This window comes from Candidatus Polarisedimenticolaceae bacterium, from assembly GCA_036376135.1.
GTDB lineage: Bacteria > Acidobacteriota > Polarisedimenticolia > Polarisedimenticolales > DASRJG01 > DASVAW01.
This window is the reverse complement of record DASVAW010000054.1, coordinates 1-21,412: the sequence shown is the minus strand read 5'-3', so window position 1 is coordinate 21,412 and position 21,412 is coordinate 1. Positions and strand designations below refer to the sequence as shown.

The 21,412-nt window shown below is 70.7% G+C and carries 11 protein-coding genes; 2 read left to right on the top strand and 9 right to left on the bottom strand.

Going from position 1 to position 21,412, the window contains the following annotated elements:
- Position 1: 1 nt before the first annotated feature.
- Both gltB and VF139_05030 read left to right on the top strand, forming a co-directional pair.
- Positions 2-4,429, top strand: a complete 4,428-nt coding sequence (gltB, locus tag VF139_05035) for a glutamate synthase large subunit (GenBank protein HEX6850752.1) — start codon at positions 2-4, stop codon at positions 4,427-4,429.
- A gap of 53 nt (positions 4,430-4,482) precedes the next feature.
- On the top strand, positions 4,483-5,661 hold the full coding sequence (locus tag VF139_05030; protein HEX6850751.1) for an acyl-CoA dehydrogenase family protein: 1,179 nt from the start codon (positions 4,483-4,485) through the stop codon (positions 5,659-5,661).
- Between the two features lie 54 nt (positions 5,662-5,715).
- Here VF139_05030 and VF139_05025 read toward each other — a convergent pair whose 3' ends face one another.
- The 9 genes from VF139_05025 to VF139_04985 all read right to left on the bottom strand — a co-directional run.
- A complete protein-coding gene (locus VF139_05025; protein HEX6850750.1) occupies positions 5,716-6,354 on the bottom strand; it encodes an OmpW family outer membrane protein in 639 nt (212 codons plus the stop codon).
- Positions 6,355-6,502: 148 nt separating this feature from the next.
- Entirely contained in the window at positions 6,503-9,244 is a 2,742-nt protein-coding gene (locus VF139_05020; GenBank protein HEX6850749.1) for a thrombospondin type 3 repeat-containing protein, read from the bottom strand.
- 68 nt (positions 9,245-9,312) lie between these two features.
- On the bottom strand, positions 9,313-10,380 hold the full coding sequence (gene modC, locus VF139_05015; protein HEX6850748.1) for a molybdenum ABC transporter ATP-binding protein: 1,068 nt from the start codon (positions 10,378-10,380) through the stop codon (positions 9,313-9,315).
- Positions 10,377-11,060: a TrkA family potassium uptake protein gene (locus VF139_05010; protein HEX6850747.1), complete on the bottom strand. Its 684-nt coding sequence runs from the start codon at positions 11,058-11,060 to the stop codon at positions 10,377-10,379. The genes modC and VF139_05010 overlap by 4 nt, the downstream gene beginning before the upstream one ends.
- A 1-nt stretch (position 11,061) precedes the next feature.
- The gene (locus VF139_05005; GenBank protein ID HEX6850746.1) at positions 11,062-11,715 is read right to left on the bottom strand and encodes an NAD-binding protein; all 654 of its coding nucleotides are present in this window, start codon (positions 11,713-11,715) and stop codon (positions 11,062-11,064) included.
- The gene (locus VF139_05000) at positions 11,712-13,685 is read right to left on the bottom strand and encodes an APC family permease (protein HEX6850745.1); all 1,974 of its coding nucleotides are present in this window, start codon (positions 13,683-13,685) and stop codon (positions 11,712-11,714) included. The genes VF139_05005 and VF139_05000 overlap by 4 nt, the downstream gene beginning before the upstream one ends.
- Positions 13,686-13,767: 82 nt before the next feature.
- Positions 13,768-17,040, bottom strand: a complete 3,273-nt coding sequence (locus VF139_04995; GenBank protein HEX6850744.1) for a sialidase family protein — start codon at positions 17,038-17,040, stop codon at positions 13,768-13,770.
- Between the two features lie 17 nt (positions 17,041-17,057).
- Positions 17,058-17,981, bottom strand: a complete 924-nt coding sequence (locus VF139_04990) for a vWA domain-containing protein (protein HEX6850743.1) — start codon at positions 17,979-17,981, stop codon at positions 17,058-17,060.
- 37 nt (positions 17,982-18,018) lie between these two features.
- Positions 18,019-21,412, bottom strand: a 3,394-nt coding sequence (locus VF139_04985) for a hypothetical protein (GenBank protein HEX6850742.1), incomplete at its 5' end; no start/stop codon positions are given.

The window sequence follows — 21,412 nt, the reverse complement described above, 5'->3', positions numbered from 1 at the left end:
CATGCGTCGCTTCGGCCCATACCCCCTCGTCGATCCGGAGGCGACGCGCGCCTCGTGCGGGACGGGGTTCGTCGCCGAGACCTCGGGAGCGCCCTCGCGCCGCGCGGTCGCCCTCGCGATCGAGGCGTTGAAGCGGCTGTTCCATCGGGGGGCCAAGGCCGCCGACCGCAAGAGCGGCGACGGCGCGGGCCTCCTGACCGACCTCCCCCGCGCGCTCTTCGACGCGGACCTCCGCCCCGGCGAGACCCTCGCGGTCGCGATGGTCTTCACGACCCCCCTCGAGGCCGACGGGGTCGAGCAGGCTCTGCGGGCGACGTGCGCCGAGCACGGCTTGCGCTGGCTGTCGCTGCGGCGCGTGCCGGTCGAGCCGGAGGCGCTCGGGGAGCTCGCGCGCGCCTGCCGTCCGATCGTCTTCCAGGGGCTTTGCGCCTGCCCGGCGTCGTCGGATCCCCGGCCGCTCGAATCCCGCCTGTACCTCGCGCGGCGTGCCGTGGAGAAACGGCTTCCCCGCCGGACCCAGTCGACGATCTGCTCGTTCTCCTCCAGGACGGTCGTCTACAAGGGGCTGATGACCTCGCACCAGATCGACCGGTTCTACCCCGATCTCGCCCGTGAGGACTACGTCTCGCGCTTCGCGATCTTCCACGAGCGGTTCGCGACCAACACCGTCCCCTCCTGGGCGATGGCGCAACCGTTCCGGATGCTCGCGCACAACGGCGAGATCAACACGATCAAGGGGAACCGGCTCTGGATGCGCGCCCGAGAGGCGCGCCTCTCCTCGCCGTTCTGGGGAGAGGATCTCGCCACCCTGCTCCCGGTCCTCACCGAGCGGGCGAGCGACTCGCGAAGCCTCGACGAGGCGCTCGAGCTGCTCGTGCGGTCGGGGCGCGACCCGCTGCTGTCCGCGATGATGCTGATCCCGGACCCCTACGCCTACGACCGCACGATGGACCCCGCGCTGCGGGACTTCTTCGTCTACCACGAGAACCTCGTGGAGCCGTGGGACGGCCCGGCGGCGGTCGTGTTCACCGACGGCGACGTCGTCGCCGCCAAGCTCGACCGGAACGGGTTGCGTCCGCTCCGCTCGATGCGCACGCGCGACGGCCTGCTCGTCGTCGCGTCGGAGGCGGGGGTCGTGGACGTCCCGGAGGAGAACCTCCTCGCCCATCACCACCTGACCTCCGGGGAGATCCTGGCGGTCGACCTTCGAGGCGCAAGGATCCGGGAGAACGCGGAGATCAAGGCGCACGTCGCCGCGTCCGCGCCGTGGTCGAGCCTGCTCGAACGCCACGTCACGCGGGTGGAGCGCGGCGCCGCGGCGGTCGAGTTCGCCGGCGAGGCCGCGGTCGACGACCGCGTGCCCGTCGCGTTCGGCTGGACGCAGGACGAGGTGAAGGGGTTCCTGGTCCCCATGGCCGAGACCGGACGCGAAAGCGTCGGCTCGATGGGCGACGACACCCCGCCCGCGTTCCTTTCGTCCAAGGACCGGCGCCTGTACGACTACTTCAAGCAGTCGTTCGCGCAGGTCACGAACCCCCCGATCGATCCGATCCGCGAGCGCTTCGTGACCGGTCTGTTCCGCCACCTCGGGAGCGAGAACAACCTCCTCGGCGACGCGCCGGAGTTCCACGGCGCGGTCCACCTGGAGGGCCCCGTCCTCTCCCCTCGCGAGTTCGAGATCCTCGGGAGGATCCCGGACTTCCCCGTCGCCCGCGTGGCGTGCCTGGTCGAGCGTCACGTCCCGCTGTCCGAGCGCCTCGAGTCCCTCTGCGAGGAGGCCCAACGCGCCACCCGGTCGGGGGCGAGGATCCTGGTGCTCTCCGACGAGGAGGCGGACGCGGATCGCCTGCCCGTCCCGATGATGCTCGCGGCCTGCGCGGTGCACGAGCACCTCGTCGCGCGCCGCGAGCGCAGCGGCATCTCGATCGTCGCCGCGACCGGCGACCTCGTCGAGGACCACCACGTCGCCTGCCTCGTCGCGGTGGGCGCGAGCGCGGTCTACCCGTGGCTGGCCTACGCGATCCTGCGCCGCCGGTTCGCCGGGACGCAGGACCTTCCGTCGCGGCTCGAGAACTACCGTTGGGCCCTCGAGAAAGGGCTGCTCAAGATCATGTCGAAGATGGGGATCGCCACGCTGAGCAGCTACCACGGCTCGATGACGCTCTACGCGCTGGGCCTCTCGCCCACCCTCCTCGCGCCGTATTTCCCCTCGATCGAAGGCCGCGCCGGCGGCGTCGGGATCGCGCACCTGCGCGCCGCGATGCTCGAGCGCGCGCACCGGGCGTGGGGCCCCGAGGCGCCGGCGATCGGGGACGCGGGGCTGTTCCGGTTCCGCCGCGGCGGGGAGGCGCACGGCTTCGCCCCCGCGCGCTTCAAGCGCATCCACGCCCTGGCCGAAGGACGGCCGGCGCCCGCGGCCGAGAACGACCCGCCGGTCTACCTTCGCGACCTGCTCGCCGTCGAGGGGCGCCCTCCGGTCCGGCTCGACGCGGTCGAGTCGGTCGAGGCGATCCTCCGGCGGTTCGGCTCGGGGGCGATCTCGTTCGGCGCGATCTCCGACGAGTCACACCGGACCCTCGCGAAGGGATTCCACCTCGTCGGCGCGCGGTCGTCGAGCGGCGAAGGGGGCGAACCCTACGACCGGTACGCCCCGGGGAATCCCGATCCCAGCGCGAACTGCCGGGTGAAGCAACTCGCGAGCGCGCGGTTCGGCGTGACGGCCGATTACCTCGCCGCCGCGCGCGAGATCCAGATCAAGATGGCCCAGGGGGCGAAACCGGGCGAAGGAGGGCAACTTCCCGGCCACAAGGTGACGCTGCAGATCGCCGCCGCGCGCGGCGCGACGCCGGGGGTCCCGCTCATCTCCCCGCCCCCGCACCACGACATCTACAGCATCGAGGACCTCGCGCAGCTCGTGCACGACCTCAAGGCGGTGAACCCGCGCGCGCTCGTGTCGGTGAAGCTCGTCGCCCAGCCCGGCGTCGGCCAGATCGCCTGCGGGGTCGCCAAGGCCGGGGCCGACGTCGTCCTCGTCTCCGGCGGCGACGGCGGAACCGGCGCCTCCCCGCTCGGCTCGCTCAAACACACCGGGTTCCCCTGGGAGCTCGGCCTCGCCGAGGCCCACCAGGCCCTCGTCGCCGCGTCGTTGCGCACCCGCGTGGTGCTGCGCGTGGACGGCGGGCTTCAGACCGGCCGGGACGTCGCGATCGCGGCCCTGCTCGGCGCGGAGGAATACGACTTCGGGACCGCGTCTCTCGTCGCGCTCGGGTGCGTGATGGCGCGCCAGTGCCACCTCAACACCTGCCCCGCCGGGATCGCGACGCAGGACGAGGCGCTGCGACGCAAGTTCGAGGGGAAGCCCGAACACGTCGCCGCGTGGCTCCGCTCGGTCGCCGCCGAGACGCGCGAGGCCCTCGCCGGCGCCGGATTCCGTTCCGTGGACGAGGCGGTCGGGCGCAACGACCGCCTCGTCCTCGACCCGCGGCACGACGCCCTCGTCGCCGAGCGCGGAGTCGACCTCTCCGCGATCCTCGACGCCGGAGCGGGACGAGGCCTGCCGCTCGGGCGCCCGCGCCCCTCGGGCGCGCCGTCCGAGCGCGCGCGCACCCTCGACGACGACGTGATCGACGAGGTGCGCCGGGAGATCGTGACGCACGGCCAGGCGGTCGCGCATCGCGCGATCCGCAACACCGACCGCTCGGTCGGAGCACGGCTTTCGGGAGAGCTCGCGTTCCTCTACGGACGGGGCGGGTTCCGCGGCAACGTGCAGCTCAGGCTCCGCGGGGCGGCGGGACAGAGCTTCGGCGCGTTCCTGGTCGAGGGGGTCGAGCTCCGGCTGCGCGGGGTGGCGAACGACTACGTCGGCAAGGGGATGAGCGGTGGGCTGATCTCGGTGCGGATGCCGCGCGAGGTGCGCGAGACCGGAATCGCGCAGACCGTGCTCGGCAACGTCGCCCTCTACGGTGCGACGGGGGGCACGCTGTTCGTCGCGGGGCGCGCCGGAGAACGCTTCGCCGTGCGCAACAGCGGCGCGACCGCCGTCGTCGAGGGAATCGGCCACCACGGCTGCGAATACATGACCCGCGGGACCGTGGTCGTCCTCGGAACCGTGGGCACGAACTTCGGCGCGGGGATGACCGGCGGGGTGGCCTACGTCTTCGACCCCGGAGGCTCGATCACCTCCCGCGTGAACCCGGACTTCGTGCGCGTCGACACCCCGGGCCCGGCGGACGAGGCGCTGCTCTTGCGCCTGCTGCGCCAACACGTCTTCCACACCGGCTCCCCCGCCGGTCAGGCCCTGCTCGACGCCTGGGCGGAGCATCGTCGCGCCTTCGCGAAGGTCGTTCCCGTGGCGCTCGACATCGTCGATTTCCGCGCGATCCACGATGCGACGGTGGAGAGCCGTCTGGGCGTCCTGCTTAACGAATGACGCGGGCCGTCGGCTTCGGCGCGCCCTACGATGCGCCGAGTTCCGGAGGCGTCATGGACTTCCTTTTGAACGAGCAGCAGAGCGCCATGCAGGAGCTGGCGCGCCGGATCGCCCGGGAGAAGGTCAAGCCGGTCCGGGCGAGATACGACGAGGAGAACGTCTTCCCCTGGGACATCGTCCGCGAGCTCGCCCAGGCCGACCTGTTCCGCGTCTTCATCCCCGCCGAATACGACGGCCTGGTCGAGTCGGGCCACGGCATCGTCGACATGTGCCTCGTGACCGAGGAGATCTCGCGCGCGTGCGCCGGGATCGCCCTCGCGTACGCGGGGACCGCGCTGGGGACGCTTCCGATCGTCGTGTTCGGGAACGAGGAGCAGAAACGCCGATTCCTCCCCGACATCGCCTCGGGAAGACGCCTCGCCGCCTTCGGGCTCACCGAGCCCCAGGCGGGATCGGACGCCTCGTCGATCCGCACCACCGCGCGGCGCGACGGCGGCCACTTCGTGCTCGACGGCGCCAAGGTCTTCATCACCAACGCCGGAGAGGCGGAGATCTACAGCATCGTCGCGCTGACGAACCCCGATCGGGGCGTGCGCGGCGCCACCGCGTTCATCGTCGAGAAGGGAACCCCCGGCTTCTCGTTCGGGCGCACCGAGCACAAGCTCGGGATCCACGCGAGCGCCACCCGAGAGCTGATCTTCGAGAACTGCCGCGTCCCCGCCGAGAATCAGCTCGGGAAGGAAGGGATGGGGTTCTTCGTCGCGATGAAGACCTTCGACCTCTCCCGCCCGGGCGTCGCCGCGCAGGCGGTGGGGATCGCGGAGGGCGCGCTCGACGAGGCGCTCGCCTACGTCCAGACCCGCCGGCAGTTCGGGAAGTCCATCCTGCAGTTCCAGGGGCTGCAGTGGATGCTCGCGGACATGTCGATCCAGATCGAGGCGGCGCGCTCGCTCGTCTACCACGTCGCCCATCGGATCGACCGCGGCGAGGCGCAGGAGATCGCGCACCTCTCCGCCGCCGCGAAGGTCTTCGCCTCGGACGTCGCGATGAAGGTCACGACCGACGCCGTCCAGGTCTTCGGCGGGTACGGCTACATGAAGGACTATCCGGTCGAGAAGATGATGCGCGACGCGAAGATCACGCAGATCTACGAAGGGACGAACCAGATCCAGCGCAACGTGGTCGCCGCGCACCTCGTCAAGCTGGCCTCGCGGGGTGCGTCCAGGGGATAAGAAAACGCCCGCGGCAGGTTGCCCCGCCGCGGGCGTTCTTCGAACCCGTCCGAATCAGAACTTGTAGCCGACGCCGACGCCGACGATCCAGGGAGTGATCCCCACGTCGATCGTGCCGACTTCCACACCCCCGGCCTTGAGGGTCGCGTCGGTGGAGAGGTCGACGTACTTGACGTCGAAGTTCAGGAGCCAGTTCCCCTTCCCGAGGTTCCAGTCGATTCCGGCGTTGGCGACGAACCCGATGCTGTCGTCGAGGTCGATCTCGAGCCCGGCGTCCTTCACCGCCTGGGACTCGTCGAAGCTGAAGAAGGTGTAGTTGAGCCCGGCGCCGATGTACGGCTTGAAGGCCCCCTTGCCGAAGAAGTACTGGGCGGTGAAGCACGGGGGGATCAGGTCGGCGGTGCCGTAGTTGAAGCCGTCGACGTCGCCGCCCTTCCCGATGACGTCGTGCGACGGCATCGCGGCGATCACCTCGAGGCCCCACTTCTCGCTGAACATGTACGTGACGTCGACTTCGACCGTCGTGGCGGAATCGGCTTCGATCGTCCCGCCGGCGTCGTCCACCGACTCGCTCTCGTCGGTCGGCGCCACGTTGATGACGCGGCCGCGGAGCTTCCAGTCACCGGCGTCCGCGAGGGTCGGGGCGAACACGACGAGCGCGATCAGAGCGATCCAAAGGGTCTTCTTGAGCATTTCCAGTTCCCCGGCCGTCGTGTCTGGTTCCTGCCCGGCCCGGCGACGAGACGGCCGTGTGCCCCGCCGAACGCCGACCCGGGGTACCCGGGGCGGTGGCGGAGTCTAGGAGGCTCGGGAGAATCCGGCCTTTGCGCTACGTCAAGCGTCAGGGAACGGTTCGGATCCACATTTGGTCGACCGATACCGTGTCGAGGTTCAGGGATCCGGCGGAGCGGACCGTGTCGACGACCCGGATCTCGACCGTCACCCCGGCGACGGAAGCCGGGAGTGCCACCTGGGCGTCGCTGCTCTCGGAGGTCGGGAGACTGGGAAGCCCCGAATCCGTCCAGTTGGTCCCGTCGGTGGACCACTCGAAGCGGAAGTTGTCGCCGTCCCCCGCAGCCGTCCGGGACCCCTCGACGTGCAGCTCGACCGCGGATCCGGCGGCGACGGAGATCGTCCACCGGTGCTCGAGGAAGGTGAACCGGGATCCCGGGTTCCCACCCTGTGAAACCGTTTCCTGGATCGCCTCGCGCACGTTGTTCGAGGTCGCGAGGTCGTTGAACGTCCCGGTCACGGTCCCGGCGACGGCCGTTTCCGAAGTCGGGAACCGGTCGATGACCGCGACCCCGGAACACGAACCCGGGTTCGAGTTCGAGCGCTCGCTCTCCTCGGAGGTCGTGCCGAGCGGCCCCGTGCCGCAGTCGAAGTTCTGCCCGGCGACGAGATAGAAGAATCCCTCCCCCGCGGCGGGGACCGACGCGTCCTCCGTCGCGGTACCGGCGATCCCCTGCGCCAGGCAGGGACCGTAGTCGCCCCCCGTGAACGATCGGAGGATCCCGCGCGTGACCTGGTAGCGGTCGGCGGCGGCCGCGGTGGTCCACGAGAGCTGGGTCTCCCCCGCGCCTCCCCGCGTCGCATTGAGGATCGCGACCTCGGCGGGCCGCCGGTCGCCGGGGTCGGAAGGTTGGCAATCGCACGCGTCGCCGCGTCCGTCGCCGTCGCTGTCGGTCTGCGCCGCGTCCGCGGTGGATGGACAGACGTCGCAAAGGTCGCCGCGGCCGTCGAGGTCGCTGTCGGCCTGCGCGGGGTTGAAGACCGCGGCGCAGTTGTCCACGTTCCCGCAGACGGTGTCGCCGTCGAGGTCGTTGGCCGCCGTCAGCGGGCACGGATCGCAGAGGTCGCCGAGAGCGTCGCCGTCGGTGTTGAGCTGGTCGCCGTTCGGGACGTTCGGGCAGTTGTCGACGCAGTTCCCCTTTCCGTCGAGATCGGGATCGCTCGCGTCGCCGCCGATCACTCCCGGACAGGCGTCGCAGACGTCGCCGAAGGCGTCCTGGTCGGAGTCGAACTGGTTCGTGTTCGACACGAGCGGGCAGTTGTCGCACGCGTCGCCGACGAGGTCCCCGTCGCCGTCGACCTGCGTGGGGTTGGGTGAACCGGGACAGTTGTCGTCGCAGAGGACGGTCTGCCCCGCCGAGCAGCGCAGGTTCGCGTATTGCCCGTCGTTGCTTCCGTCGTTGAGGATCCCGTCCTTGTCGAAATCGACGGTGTCGACCGCGACGGAGAAGACGTCGGGGTTGCCGTTCCGGCCGTCGGGCCAGAGCGGGAAGATCTTCCCGCCTCCCGTGGAGGAGCCGATGTAGTCGCCGAGGAAGCCGAACCCGGTCGGACCGTAGTTGCCGTCGGACATCCTGATGTTCGGCCCGAAGGTCTGCCCGCCGTCCGTCGAGGTCGCAAGCCACGTCGAGATCAGGAAGTTCGCCGGGTCCTCACGACGGTCGAGGAAGGTCACGAAGACCGTCCCGTTCTCGTCCACGTGCACCCACGGGAAGAACTGGTCGGCGCCGTTGCCGACCACGTCGTCGTTGACGCGGATCGGCGCGCTCCACGTGTTTCCCTGGTCCGACGACCACGAAAGCAGCACGTCGGGGTCGCCGAACCGGTCGTCGCCCCACACCGCGTAGATCCGCCCCGACCACGGCCCCGTCGTGGCGTCGCACGCGCTCGAGGCGATCGGGGGGTTGCGGAAGCCGCCGTTGAGCGGGGACGGCGGCGGGTTCACGTCGTTGCGGATCACCTTGTCGGCGGGGAGCCAAGTCGTCCCGCCGTCGAGGGAGCGCTGGAACCAGACCGTGTTCCCGAAGTTCGACCAGACGACGTAGACCTCCCCGTTGGGCCCGATCGACGGCGTCGCGCCGTTGTTCGTGCCGCCGTTGTTCGTCGAGATCTGCCGCCGCGTCGACCAGCTCAGGCCGCGGTCGGTGGTCTTGGAGACGTAGATCCCCTGGTTTCCGAGGGAGCCCGTGTTCTCCCAGACCGTGTAGGCGTGGTCGTTCCGGTAGTCGACGGCGAGGTATTCCTTGTCGCCGCCGTTGTCCAGGCGCACCGGCTCGGCGAAGGTCACGCCGCCGTCGGTCGAGCGGGCGACCAGGATCCCGGCTCCCGACCCGCTGTAAGCGAGGATGCCCATGTAGAAGGTGCCGATCGAGTCCGCCACGATCACGGGGTCGCCGGTGGAAGTCGTCGAGGGGATCGTGGAGAAATTGATCCGGTCGGACTGCCAGGTCTGGCCGCCGTCGGTGGTCCATCCGTAGCCGATGACGGTGTTCTGCCCCGGCGTCCGGATGAAGTAGTCGTTCCACGCGCCGACCACGCGGTTCGGGTCCGCCGGGCTCACCGCGACCGAGGTCTCGTTCTGGTTCTGGCCGGAGGAGTCCTGGTTCACCCGCGCGTCGGCCCCCGGAAGGGCGTCGGGTTGCGGGCTGCGCTGCTTGACCCCCGGGCCGAGGTCGTCCCGGCGGGGCGGAGGCCCTTTCTTCTTCTCCTCCTTCACCGCCGCGGCGGGGGGCCGCGTCGAGGGAGGCCGAAGGCTCGAGACGCAGCCGGAAACGAAGAGAACGCAGCACACCAGCGCGAAGGTCGGGCGAAGACGCACAGATACCCCCCCGAAGTCGGATCGGTCGGGGATTTGTACGGTCACCACACCGTACATGCCGCCGATTTCGCGACGAGGTGCACCGCTTTCCCGGGGGCGAGCCCCAGCTCGTCGCATGCCTCGGGGGTCAGCTCCGCGGCGATCTCGACCGAGGTCCCCGGCACGGCGCAGCGGCAGAGGCGAGCGCCTCCCACGGCGTCGATCGCGACCACAACCGCGGGCAGGACGTTCCGGGCCGAGAGCCCGCGCGGCGCCTCGATCGCGAGGAGGATGTCGGTCGCGCGGAGCCCCAGCAGGCGCGGCTCCTCGGGAAGGTCTTCGCCGAGGACGTGGATCTCCGGGCCCTCCCCCGTCTCTCCCAGTCGGACGACCGCCTGACCGCCCGATCGTGAGACGGGGCGGCACGGGACGAGGTTGCGGAACCCCTCCGCGAGCGCGAGCGGGAAGACCGACGGCGACGCCAGCACCTCCCGCGGCGTGCCGTGCGCCCGCACGCGTCCCCGCTCGATCACGATCAGCGTCTCGCACAACGCCTGCACGGTCGCGGGGTCGTGGGAAACGAGGAGCATCGGGACGGGGAACGTCTCGAGGACCCGGCGCAGGAACGCGACCACGCGGCCGTGAAGCGAGGCGTCGAGACCCGCGAGGGGCTCGTCGAGCAGGAGCAGCTTCGGCCGCGAGCACAACGCGCGGCCGAGGGCCACGCGACGCCGCTCGCCCCCCGACAGGTCTTTCACGTCGCGCGCCAGGAGCGGGGCGAGCTCGAGCGTTCCGACGACGGTGTCGAAAAGGCCGTCCGGCGTCGCGCGCGTCGAGGCGAGGAGGTTCCCCTTCACGTCGAGGTGCGGGAACAGCGCCACGTCCTGTGGGACGTACCCGGAGCCTCGCGTCTCCGGCGGAACGAAGATCCTCTTCGCGTCGTCCTGCCAGACGTTCCCCTCGACGGCGATCCGGCCCCTCGTTTCGCGCCTGAGCCCCGCGATCGCCTCGACGAGCGAGGTCTTCCCCGCGCCCGAAGGACCGAAGACCCCGATCGCCTTCGCGGGAGTGGACAACTCGACCCGGAGCTCGAACGCCGCGAGCGGGACCTCCAGCGAGACTTCGATCACGCCGACGGTCGGGCCGGCTTGGCCCCGAAGAGCACGGCGAGCTGGCGCGCGGCCTCGGCGTCGCAGATCGCGAGGATCTCGTCGTCGGCCTCGAGCACGACCGCGCCGCGCGGGATCACCATCTCCCCCCGACGCAGCACCGCCGCGATGACGGCGCCGGGCGGGAGGGGGAGGTCCTTGATCGCCATGCCGTCGGCGGGGGCGCCCTTCGGAATCTTCTCCTCCACGAGGGAGTACTTCCCGCGACGGATCTTCAGGAGGGTCATCATGTCGCCCAGCGACACCTCCTCCTGGATCAGGCTCGCGAGGATCTGGGCCTGATTGAGCGCGACGTCCACCTGGAAGGTCGCCGAGAACAGCCACGCGCAGCGCGGGTTGTTGATGCACGCGATCGTGCGCGGCACCGCGAAGCGCGTGCGGGCGAGGAAACACACCGCGAGGTTGTCCGCGTCGTCCGGAAGGCACGCCGCGATCCCGTCGGCCTTCGCGATGTCGGCGTTGACGAGGACCTCGGGGTTGAAGGCGCTCCCCTGGACGATCTTCTCGGTGGGGAGCTCGCGGTGAAGGTGCGCCAGGACGTCGGCACGATGCTCGACCACGCGGACGTCGTGTCCCTGGTGGAGGAGCACCGCGGCGAGGGTCGCGCCGGTCCGGCCCCCTCCGGCGATCACGACCAGCATGTCAACGCCCCCCTTCGCCGGCTAGGGAGCGGCGCGCCGCACCCAGGCGGTCGGGGGCGCACGCGACGTGGAGGACGTCGCCGGCGACCGCGTCGACCGCGTCGGCGGGGATCGACGTCGAGCCCTTGCGCGTGAGGGCGACGATCGCGTATCCGTCGCCGCGCAGCGGGAGCGTCCTCGCCGGAGCCCCGTCGGGGATCGCCACGCGCCAGACGCGGACCTCCCCCGAGCCGAGCGAGGCCTCGCTCTCGCCCACCTCGTCCTCGAGGCGTTCCTCGAGGCGCTGCGCGCCCCACATCGTCGAGCTGATGGCGTGGTGGCCGAAAGCCTCGTGGATCGACTCGCGGCTGGGCGCGTAGCTGCGGACGACGACGCGTTTCACCCCGAAGATCGCGCGGGCGGCGTGGGCGACGACGGCGTTGACCGCGTCGGAGGCGGTGACGGCCGCCAGGCCGTCCGCCTGTCCCGCCCCCGCCGACGCGAGCGTCCCCTCCGCGAGGGCGTCCCCCTGGATCGTGCGGCCGCGGAACTCCGGAGGGAGGTTGGCGAACGCCATCCCCGACCCGTCGATCACCGTGACCTCGTGCCCGCTGCGCGACATGCGCACCGCGAGCTCCGCCCCCGCGCGGCCGCAGCCGACGACGACGATCTTCATGCCGAACCTCGGTCGCGCTCCCGATCCTCGCGGACGTGGTAGGGAACGCTCGTGATGACGATCCCGCGCCGGAACATCAGGGCCAGGCGCAGGAACGCGGCGGTCTGCGCGTGCAGCAGGTTGTGCCACCGGCGTCGCGGCACGAACTGCGGCACGACGATCGTGAGGACCTCGTTGGGCCGCATGCACGCGGTGACCGTGCGGACGTAGTCGAGCAGCGGCTCGATCAGCAGGCGGTAAGGCGAGTCGAGGACGACCAGGCGCACGCCGTCCCCCCACCGCGACCAGTCGCCGCGGAAACGCTCGAGCGATTCGGCGTCGGAGGTCACGTGCACCGCGGTGATGTCGTCCGAGAGGGCCCGGGCGTACCGCAGCGCGGCGACCGTGCCGCGGTGGACCGAGCTCACCGGGACGATGACGCGGTGTCGCGCGACGCGCGGGGGCGAGCCGAACGGGTCGAGCGCGAGGCGTCCCGCGAGGTCGCGGTAATGCCGGTGAATCGCGTAGAAGACCCCGATGAGGAGCGGGATCAGGACGATCACGATCCATGCGCCGTCCCGGAACTTCGTCACCGCGAAGACGATCGTCACGGTCGCGGTGCAGGTCGCGCCGAAGGCGTTGATCGCCAGCTTGAGGCGCCAGCCGGGATCGTGCTCCAGGGTCGAGCCCCGCTCCGCGCGCGTCTCGCCGGGGGCGAGGCGGCCGGACTTCCAGAGCCTGCGCGTCATCCCGACCTGCGAAAGCGTGAAGGAGAGGAAGACCCCGATGGCGTAGAGCGGGATGAGGGCGGTGACGCTCGCGTCGAACGCCCAGATCAGTAGCGACGCGGTCAAGGCGAGGACGATGATCCCCCGCGAGAAGACGAGCCGGCTCCCGCGGTAGGTGAGCTGCTTGGGGAGGTACCCGTCGGCCGCCTGCAGCGCGGAGAGTCTCGGGAAGCCGTTGAACGCGGTGTTCGCCGCCATGATCAGGATCAGCGTCGTCGTCGCGATCGCGAACAGGTAGGGAAGCCCCGACCCGCCGAGCACGGTCCGCGCGAGTTGGGAGATCACGGTCTCGGTCTCGGAGGGGACGGCGCCGATCGAGCGCGCGAGGTAGGTGATGCCGAGGAACAACGTCCCCAGGATCGTCGACATCCACAGGAGCGTGATCGCCGCGTTGTGGCTGCGAGGCTTCCGGAACGCGGTGATGCCGTTCGAGATGGCCTCGATCCCCGTGAGGGCGGCGGTCCCGCTCGAGAACGCGTGCAGGATCAGGAACGCCGTGATCGCCGTGTGCTCCCCGTGGAACTGAAGCGGCGGCGGATTCTCGACGGAAGCGAGCGTTCCCGAGAACGCGCGCCAGAGCCCGAGCCCGACGGTCGTCGTCATCGCGAAGACGAACGCGTAGGTGGGGATCGCGAAGATCGCCCCCGACTCGCGCACGCCGCGCAGGTTGATCACCGTCACGGCGGCGACGAAGATCACGGCGACGAGCACCTTGTGTTCCTGCAGCGGCGGGAACGCCGACGCGAGTTGCGCGACCCCCGACGACATCGACACGGCGACCGTGAGGATGTAGTCGGTGAGGAGCGCCGCGCTCGCGATCTGCGCCGGGAACTCCCCGAGGTTGTCGCGGGAGACGGTGTAGGCCCCGCCTCCGTCCGGATAGGCGTAGATCGTCTGCCGATACGACACGGTGACGATCGCCATCAGCCCGGCGATGGCGATCGCGATGGGGAAGGAGAACGCGAGGGCGGCGGACCCCGCGGCGGCCAGGATGATGAGGATCTCCTGGGTCGCGTAGGCGGTGGACGAGAGGGCGTCGGAGGAGAAGACCGCGAGGCCGACCGTCTTGTTGACGGACTCGTGTTCGGCCGCCGCGTTGGGAAGCGGTCGGCCGAACAGCCACGTGCGCCAACTCCGTCGGGGCGCCGCCTCGGACGCCCGATCCAGTACCGGGGTGGGCGCCTCCCCTCCTACGGTCAGCATGACGGCGGGCACGCTAGCCGCGCGGCGGGCAGCCGGTCAAGTCAACGAAGAAACGGCCCGGGGACCGCCCCCGCGCGGGCCCTCACGGGCACGCCGCCCCCGCGTCGAGGCCGTCGCGCGGATCGGGGCTCCTTCCCGAGTCGCCGAACGTCCCCGTCCCGCAGCCGTTCCGAGCCCGCAGGAGGTAGTAGTAACCGGCGCCCACGGCCGGCGGGTCGCGCGGGTCGTCAAAGGGCGGATCGGCGACGGCCGCGCCCACGCAGACCGCGTCCGCAAAGCCGCCGGTGCCTCGCAGTTGCGCGATCGACCCGGACTTGACCTCGTAGGAGGTCCCCGCTCCCGCGGACCCGTCCTGCGACGTCCAGTTCAGACGCGTCGTGGAGCCGACCTTGGAAAGGGCCAGCGCCGCCACCTCCGACGGCACCGCGCGAGACGCGGGGTCGGAGTCGTCGCAGTCCGTGGCGGTCGCGGCCCCGTCCCGATCGGCGTCGTCGAGGTCGACGACGTTCACCAGGACGTCCCGCCGACCGTCCCCGCGGACCCCCGCCCACGCCAGGAATCCCGCGTCGGCGACCGCCGCCGGCGCGGCGTTGATGACGTAGTACCCGTTGTAGAAGGCCCCCTGCGGCGTCTCCCGGTCGATCCGCCGCACCGCGTCGAAGTTCACGCCGCCGTCTCGGGTCACGCGCGCGACGACCGAGCGTTCTCCGGCGCTCCGCTCGATCCAGAAGGTCCAGGCGTCGTTGCCGTCGGAGGCGATCCGGGGCGTGTCCGAGACCTGCGCGGGATCCGGAGCCGTCGCGTCGAGTCGGACGTAGGCCGGGAAGCTCGCCCCGGAATCCGAGGAGCGGGACGCGTAGACCGAGCCGTTGAGGTCCTGGTAGACCACGATCGGCTTCGTCGCTCCCGCGTAGGCGATACGCGGGTAGAAGTGCTGCACCCCCGCGGGGCCGCTCACCGCGACGTCGCCTCCCCACGCCGACCCGGTCCACCGGTTCGAGCGCAACACGTACGACGCGCCGTCGCGCCGGTCCATCCAGACGACGGCGGCCTTGTTCGACCCGTCGCAGGCGACGACGGGGAGGACCCCGCGCTCCGCGGTCGACTCCGAGCGCAGCTGCGCGAGGGAGCTCCACGAGGCTCCCTGGTTCGTACTGACCGTCCCCCAGACGCTGAAGTAGTCGAAGGCGACCTTGGGGGCCATGATCGCGAGGACGATCTGGTTCCCCTGCGCGCACAGCGCCGGGTGGCGGTTGTACCCCCGCGCGTCCTGGTCGACGTCGGCGGTGCTGAACGTCGCGCCGCCGTCGAACGAGCGGGCCAGAAAGACGTTCACGTTGTCCGACCAGGCGACGTAGACGGCGCCGGCGCCCGGCGAGACGAGCTGCACGTTGGGGTAGTCGAAGCTCGGCACGACGTATCCCGGGGTCTGGGGCCAGGAGTCGAGGATCGTGTCGAGCGGCGACCACGTCACCCCGAAGTCGAGGGAGCGGTTGAATCGCAGCTCGCGCTCCCCGGTCGCGGGGTTGTCGCCGTAGTAGACGAGGTAGACGCGCCCATCCGAGGTCGCGGCGAGATACGGCACCGCCTGCACGCGCTGCCCCGCCGGGTTGGAGCCGACGCGCACCGCGCCCGGGAAGGTGTACCCCCCGTCGTTGCTGCGCGCGACCCAGACGTCGTATTCGTGGCCGTTCCCCTTCGCGGTGAAGGCGACGTAGACCCCGTTGGCGCCGTCGGTCGCGACCACAGGGTCCCCCAGCACCGCCGCGGAGGCGGTGGCGGCGTCCGTGTCGATCCGGTAGTCGCTCCCGAACGCTCCGGCCCAGCGGTTGGCGTAGAGGTCCTCGTCGCGCCCCGACCCGTTCCTGCGATCGATCCAGCCGGCGAAGAAGGCGTCGCCGCCGGTCGCCGCCACGCCGGACAGCTGCGAGCCGGCGGCGCCGGCCGCGTCGGTGTCCGCGCGAAGATCCGCCTGCCACGTCGCGCCGCCGTCCGTCGATCGACGCACGTAGACGTCGCTGCGGGTGTCGGCGTAGGCGTCGGAACGGGTGTCGGACCAGGCGAGGACCCACGTCCCGCTCTCCGTGCGCGCGATCGCCGGCGGCGGGGCCGGGCGAGAGCCGCGAGGATCGGCGTCGGCCGTGGAGCTCAGGACCGCCAGGACGTCGAAGGTCGCCCCGTCGTCGGTGGAGCGGGTGTGCCAGAGGGAATTGTTGTAGGCGAACGCCAGCTGGATGGTGGAGGCGGCGGGATCGTACGCCAGGACGAGGGGGGGTTTGCGCGCGGAGGAACCCGCGGGGTCGTCCCAGGCGGCCGAATAGGTCCCGCCGCCGTCCTCACTGCGCGCGACGAAGACGCTGTTGTTGCCGATGTCGTCCCAGTACGCGATCAACACGACCCCGTTCGCGACGACCTCCACGTTCGGCAGGTCCGAGCCCGCCTTGTTCGCGGTGATCGCGTCGAGGTTCTGCTCGGCCGCGAAGGTCGCGCCGCCGTCCGTCGACCGCGTCTGCCAGATCGACGACGTGGTCCCACGGTTCTGGGCGAAGGCGGCGAGGATCCGGTGGGACGCCGCGTCGATCGCGACGTCGATTCCGGTGACGGCGTACGAGGACGCTCCCGAGCCGGCGTCGACACGGACGGGACCGCTCCACGTCGCCCCGGAGTCCGCGGACGCGGCGACGTACGCCGCGAAGCCGTTCCTCCCGACGAACGCGACGGCGACGCGCCCCGACGCGCCGGTCGCCACGGCGGGCAGCGTCACTCCCAGCGCCGCGGAGCCGCCCGCCACGAGCTCGGTCGGGGAGCTCCACGACTGGCAGCCGTCGCTCGAGCGCGCGAAGCGCAGCCCGCGATCGCCCGCCGGGTCCGCGAAGCTCCACGCCGCGTAGACCTTTCCGTCCGACGCGAGGGCGGCGGCGAGCTCGACCACGGCGCCGGCCCCCGCGCCGCCGGAGACGTCGACGGCGGGCGCGAACGTCGCGCCGCCGTCGAACGAGCGCAGCGAGCGGAGCCGGTGGTCCTCGATCTCCACGACACAGACCGGGGTCCCGGGACGGCCGAGGACGACGGCCTGCCGGTCGAAGGCCCCCTGCGTCGCCAGCGTGAGGTCGAGGGCGATCTCGGCGCTCGGGACCTCGGCGAGGCCGGCGCCGGCGATCGTGCCTTCGGTTCTCGCGGCCGGCAGGGCCCGGACCGCCGATGCGCCGTCGAGTCCTTCGAGCTGCAGCTGCCGCAGCAGGAACTTCTCGAGTTCCTCGGGGAAGGTGCGCAGGTCGGGCTTCGCCCGTTCGCCCGCCGTCGTCACCGTGCAGGACACCGCAAGGGCGGTGCACGCCCACAACAGGGATCTCATCCTCCCCCCGTCCCCGCTCAGTCCCGCGGGGCGTCCCCCTCCCGAACCCGATCGAGCAGGACCGTCGACAGCTCGGGCGCAGGCTTGCGCCACCCGCCGCGCGACTCCACGAACTGCCGTCGGCGGGCCGCGAGGTCCTGGATCCGCACCTTCAGTCGCGTCCGTTCCGTCTCCGCCGCCTCGACTCCCGCGTCCCGCTTCTTCGCGTAGGTGGCGGCGAACGCGTTGCCGAGCGCCGCGATCTCGCCGTCGAAGGGGGTGGTCGCCTGCCCCCCCGGCGCGGGCTCGAGGATCGCGAGCGAGGTCCCGGCGAGGGTCGCGAGCCGCGTCCACGACGCGACGTCGCTGCTTCGCGGCGCTCCGCAGTAGACGGGGCGAACCTCGACCCCGCGGTCCCGCGCGATCCGCACCGACTCCTCGAGCGAAACCTGCGGATCCTGCGTCGCCCGCTCGTTCCCGAGTACGACGAGGATTCTCCGGCTCGAGCCGGCGGGGTCCCACTCGAGTCCCTCGACGGCCGTGCGGACGACCCGGGCGACGTACTCCGTGTCGCCCGTGATCCTCGCCGCGAACAGCCGCGACACGACGAGGTCCAGATCGGTCGTGAGCGGCGCCTCGATCCGGACCCAGCCCGCGTCCTCGCCCGCGTGGAAGTTGCCGTACGTCAGCACCGCGACGCGGAGCGTGCGTTCCGGGTCCTCCGCGGCCAGCCTGGCCGCGAAGTCCCAGACGTCCGTCCGCGCCGCGTCGAGCAGACGTTCCATCGTCCCGCTCGTGTCGATCGCGATGGCGAGGTCGAGGGCCGGAGCGGCCTCGTCGGCGGCCGAGGAACCCCCTCCCGCCAGCACCAGCGCCATCCCGACCGCCGCAAATACCGCGGTTTGCATGGCTCCCCCAAAACGACGGATCGCCGGGCCTTCCGGCCCGGCGATCTCCCTCATCAGGACGGCCTCTCCCAGGCCGCGTCTCGGGACGGAACTAGAAGCCGCCGGGCCCTCCCGGCCCGCCCGGGCCTCCCTGAGGCGCCGGCGTGCAAGTCAGGATCACGGCCGGGTTGTCCTCGGGAAGCATCGTCGAGCTGAAGTGGGCCTCGTCGTAGCCGTTCCCCTTCAGCGTGGCGACCTTCGACTGCGTGCATCCGACGTTCTTCGCCGGATCCTGGGAGAAGCGGACGGTGTACTGCGCCGCCTTCCCCTTGTGCTTGTAGGTGATCTGGTAGAAGCCGTCCGAGTCGGTCACCGCCGTGCCGACGACCGCGCGGTTCGGGTTGACGAGCTCGACCGTGAGCCCCTTCGCGGGCTTGTCGCCGCCCGCGTACTGCGCGGCTCCGGCGACGCCGGGGTTCTTCTTGAACGTGTTGTCGTTCTGGATCTGGTCGCAGCCGGCGTTGAAGCCGGTGGAGTTCGACGTACAGAACTCGTGCCACGCCATCTCCGGAATGAGCACGTTGGAGAGGTTCGGGTAATTGAGCGGGTCGAGCGCGACCTCGCTCGAGCCCTGCAGGTACCGATCGGCGCCGTTGCCGTTGAGATCGATCTGCGGGCCCTTGAGCCCGTCGTCGAGGTGCTGGTTGATGTACACGAACCCGCCCTGCGGGATCGTGACCTGGAAGGTCACGCTGGCCGTCTTCGGAACGCCGTCCAGGTAGCCGGTCAGCGCCGTCGAGCTCCCCGGCACGTCGTAGAGCGGCAGGTAGTTGGCGTCGCTGGCGGGATCGTTGAGGGTGACGTACTTCGGAATCGACGTGATCGCGTTACCGGGGACGAAGCAGGTCTCGCCGTACGCGTTGGTGGTGAAGCTCACGCTCTCGTACACGTGGATCGGCATCGCGCCCTGGGTCACGAACGGCCACGGGAGCGTGATCGTCACGTCGACGATCTGTCCCGGGGTCCCCGTCACGCTCAGGTTGTAGAAGAACTGACCGGGGTTCGTCGCGGTGAACTTGTAGTTCGGCGCCGCCGGCGTGAACAGCCTCTTCCACTGGCGCCCCTCCTCCGAGCCGAAGTCGAAGATGCACAGCGAGGAGTCGGTCACGGCGATCGGCGGGGAGATCGTGACGGTGGCGTCGTCGGAGTCGCTCACCGGAGTCCCCTCGTCGTCCGTGCCGGACGCGGTCACGGTATCGGTCTCGCTGCCGGTCACCTGGCCCGCGGGCACGCCCACGAACGCGGTGAAGGAGCACGTGTAGCTGCCGCTCGGCGCGATCAACTGCGGCACGATGCAGCTCCCCTGCCCGTTCAGGTTGCCGTGGACGTCGTCGACGAGCGAGGTGATCGTGACGGGATCGCTCGAATTGCTGAGGTTGGTCACGACCACGGTGAAGGTGACGTTGCCTCCCGGCGCGACCACGCCGCCGGGGGTCGCGGTCTTGTCGACCCGGATGGCGGGCGCGACGTTCGTAACCGTCACCGTCTCGTCGTCGGTGTCGGACGCCGTGTTGCTCTCGTTGTCCGCAACCGTCACGCTCGCCGTGTTCGTGTAGATACCGGCGTTGGCGTGGGGGACCGTGTAGATGCAGCTCTTGGTCTGGCCGGCGGCGAGAGTCTGTCCGATCAGACCGGTGCACGCCGCGGGCAACGGGTAGTCGTCGGTGAGCGCGGTGATCGTGACGAGCTCGGGCGAGGTGTTCTTCACCGTGAGGGTGAACGTGAACGTGCCGCCCGGCTCGGCATACGAGCTCGGCGAGACGGACTTGGTCAGATCGACGGTCGGCAGGACGTCGACGACGCTCACCGTCTCGTTGTCGCTGTCGCTTGCCGTGTTGCCCTCGTTGTCCGACACCGTCACCGACGCCGTGTTCGGGTACGTGCCGGACTCCGTGTGCGTCACGTCGTAGTTGCAGCTCACGCTCGCGCCCGGCGCCAGCACGTCGCCGATCAGGCCGGTGCACCCCGCCGGCAGCGCGTTGTCGTCGGTCAGCGCCGTGATCGTCACGTCCTCGACCGAGTTGTTCGTGATCGTCAGCGTGTACTGGAAGGCGCCGCCCGGCTCCGGCAGGGAGGCCGGCGTCACGTCCTTCGCGAGGTCGATCGTCGGCATCTCGTCGGTCACCGTCACCGTCTCGTCGTCGGTGTCGGTCGCCGTCTCGCCGTCGTCGTCCGTCACGGTCACCGTCGCCGTGTTGCTGTAGCTGCCCGACTCCGTGTGGGTCACGGGGTAGGTGCAGCTTTTCGTCTCCCCGACCGCGAGGGTCTGGCCGATCAGCGCCAGGCACTCCGCCGACAGCGCGTTCGTATCGCCCAGCGCCGCGATCGTCACCGGCTCCACCGAGCCGTTCACGATCGCCAGCGTGAACGTGAAGACCCCGCCGGGCTCCGGCCGCGTCGTCGGGTCCGCCGTCTTGGTGATGTCCACCACCGGCGCCACCTCGGTCACCGTCACGCTTTCGTTGTCCGCGGCGGTCGCCGAGTTCCCGTCGTTGTCCGTCACCGTCACCGACGCGTGGTTCGGGTACACCCCCGAGTCGGTGCGGGTCACCGTGTAAGTGCAGCTCGCCGAGGCACCCGACGCGAGGGTCGTCCCCACCAGCGCCTGGCACTCCGCCGACAGCGGGTTGTCGTCGGTCAGCGCGCCGATCGTCACCGCCTCCACCGAGGTATTGGTGACCGTCAGCGTGTACGTGAAGTCACCGCCGGGCTCCGGCATCGTCGACGGCGTCACCGACTTGTCCAGCGTCACCGTCGGCAGCACGTCGGTCACTGTCACCGTCTCGTCGTCGGTGTCGGTCGCCGTCTCGCCGTCGTCGTCGGTCACGGTCACCGTCGCCGTGTTGCTGTAGCTGCCCGACTCCGTGTGGGTCACGGGGTAGGTGCAGCTCTTCGTCTCCCCGACCGCGAGGGTCTGGCCGATCAGCGCCAGGCACTCCGCCGACAGCGCGTTCGTGTCGCCCAGCGCCGTGATCGTCACCGGCTCCACCGAGCCGTTCGCGATCGCCAGCGTGAAGGTAAAGACCCCGCGCGGTTCCGGCAGCGTCGTCGGGTCCGCCGTCTTGGTGATGTCCACCACCGGCGCCACCTCGGTCACCGTCACGCTCTCGTTGTCCGTGGCGGTCGCCGAGTTCCCGTCGTCGTCCGACACCGTCACCGACGCCTGGTTCGGGTACACGCCCGAGTCGGTGCGGGTCACCGTGTAGGTGCAGCTCGCCGAAGCACCCGGCGCCAGGGTCGTCCCCACCAGCGCCAGACACTCCGCCGACAGCGTGTTCGTATCGGTCAGCGCGCCGATCGTCACCGCCTCCACCGAGGTGTTCGTGACCGTCAGCGTGTACGTGAAGACACCACCGGGCTCCGGCAGCGTCAGCGGAGACGCCGACTTGTCCAGCGTCACCGTCGGCGGCACGTCGAGCACGTCGACCCGTGCGGTGTCCGAGAGC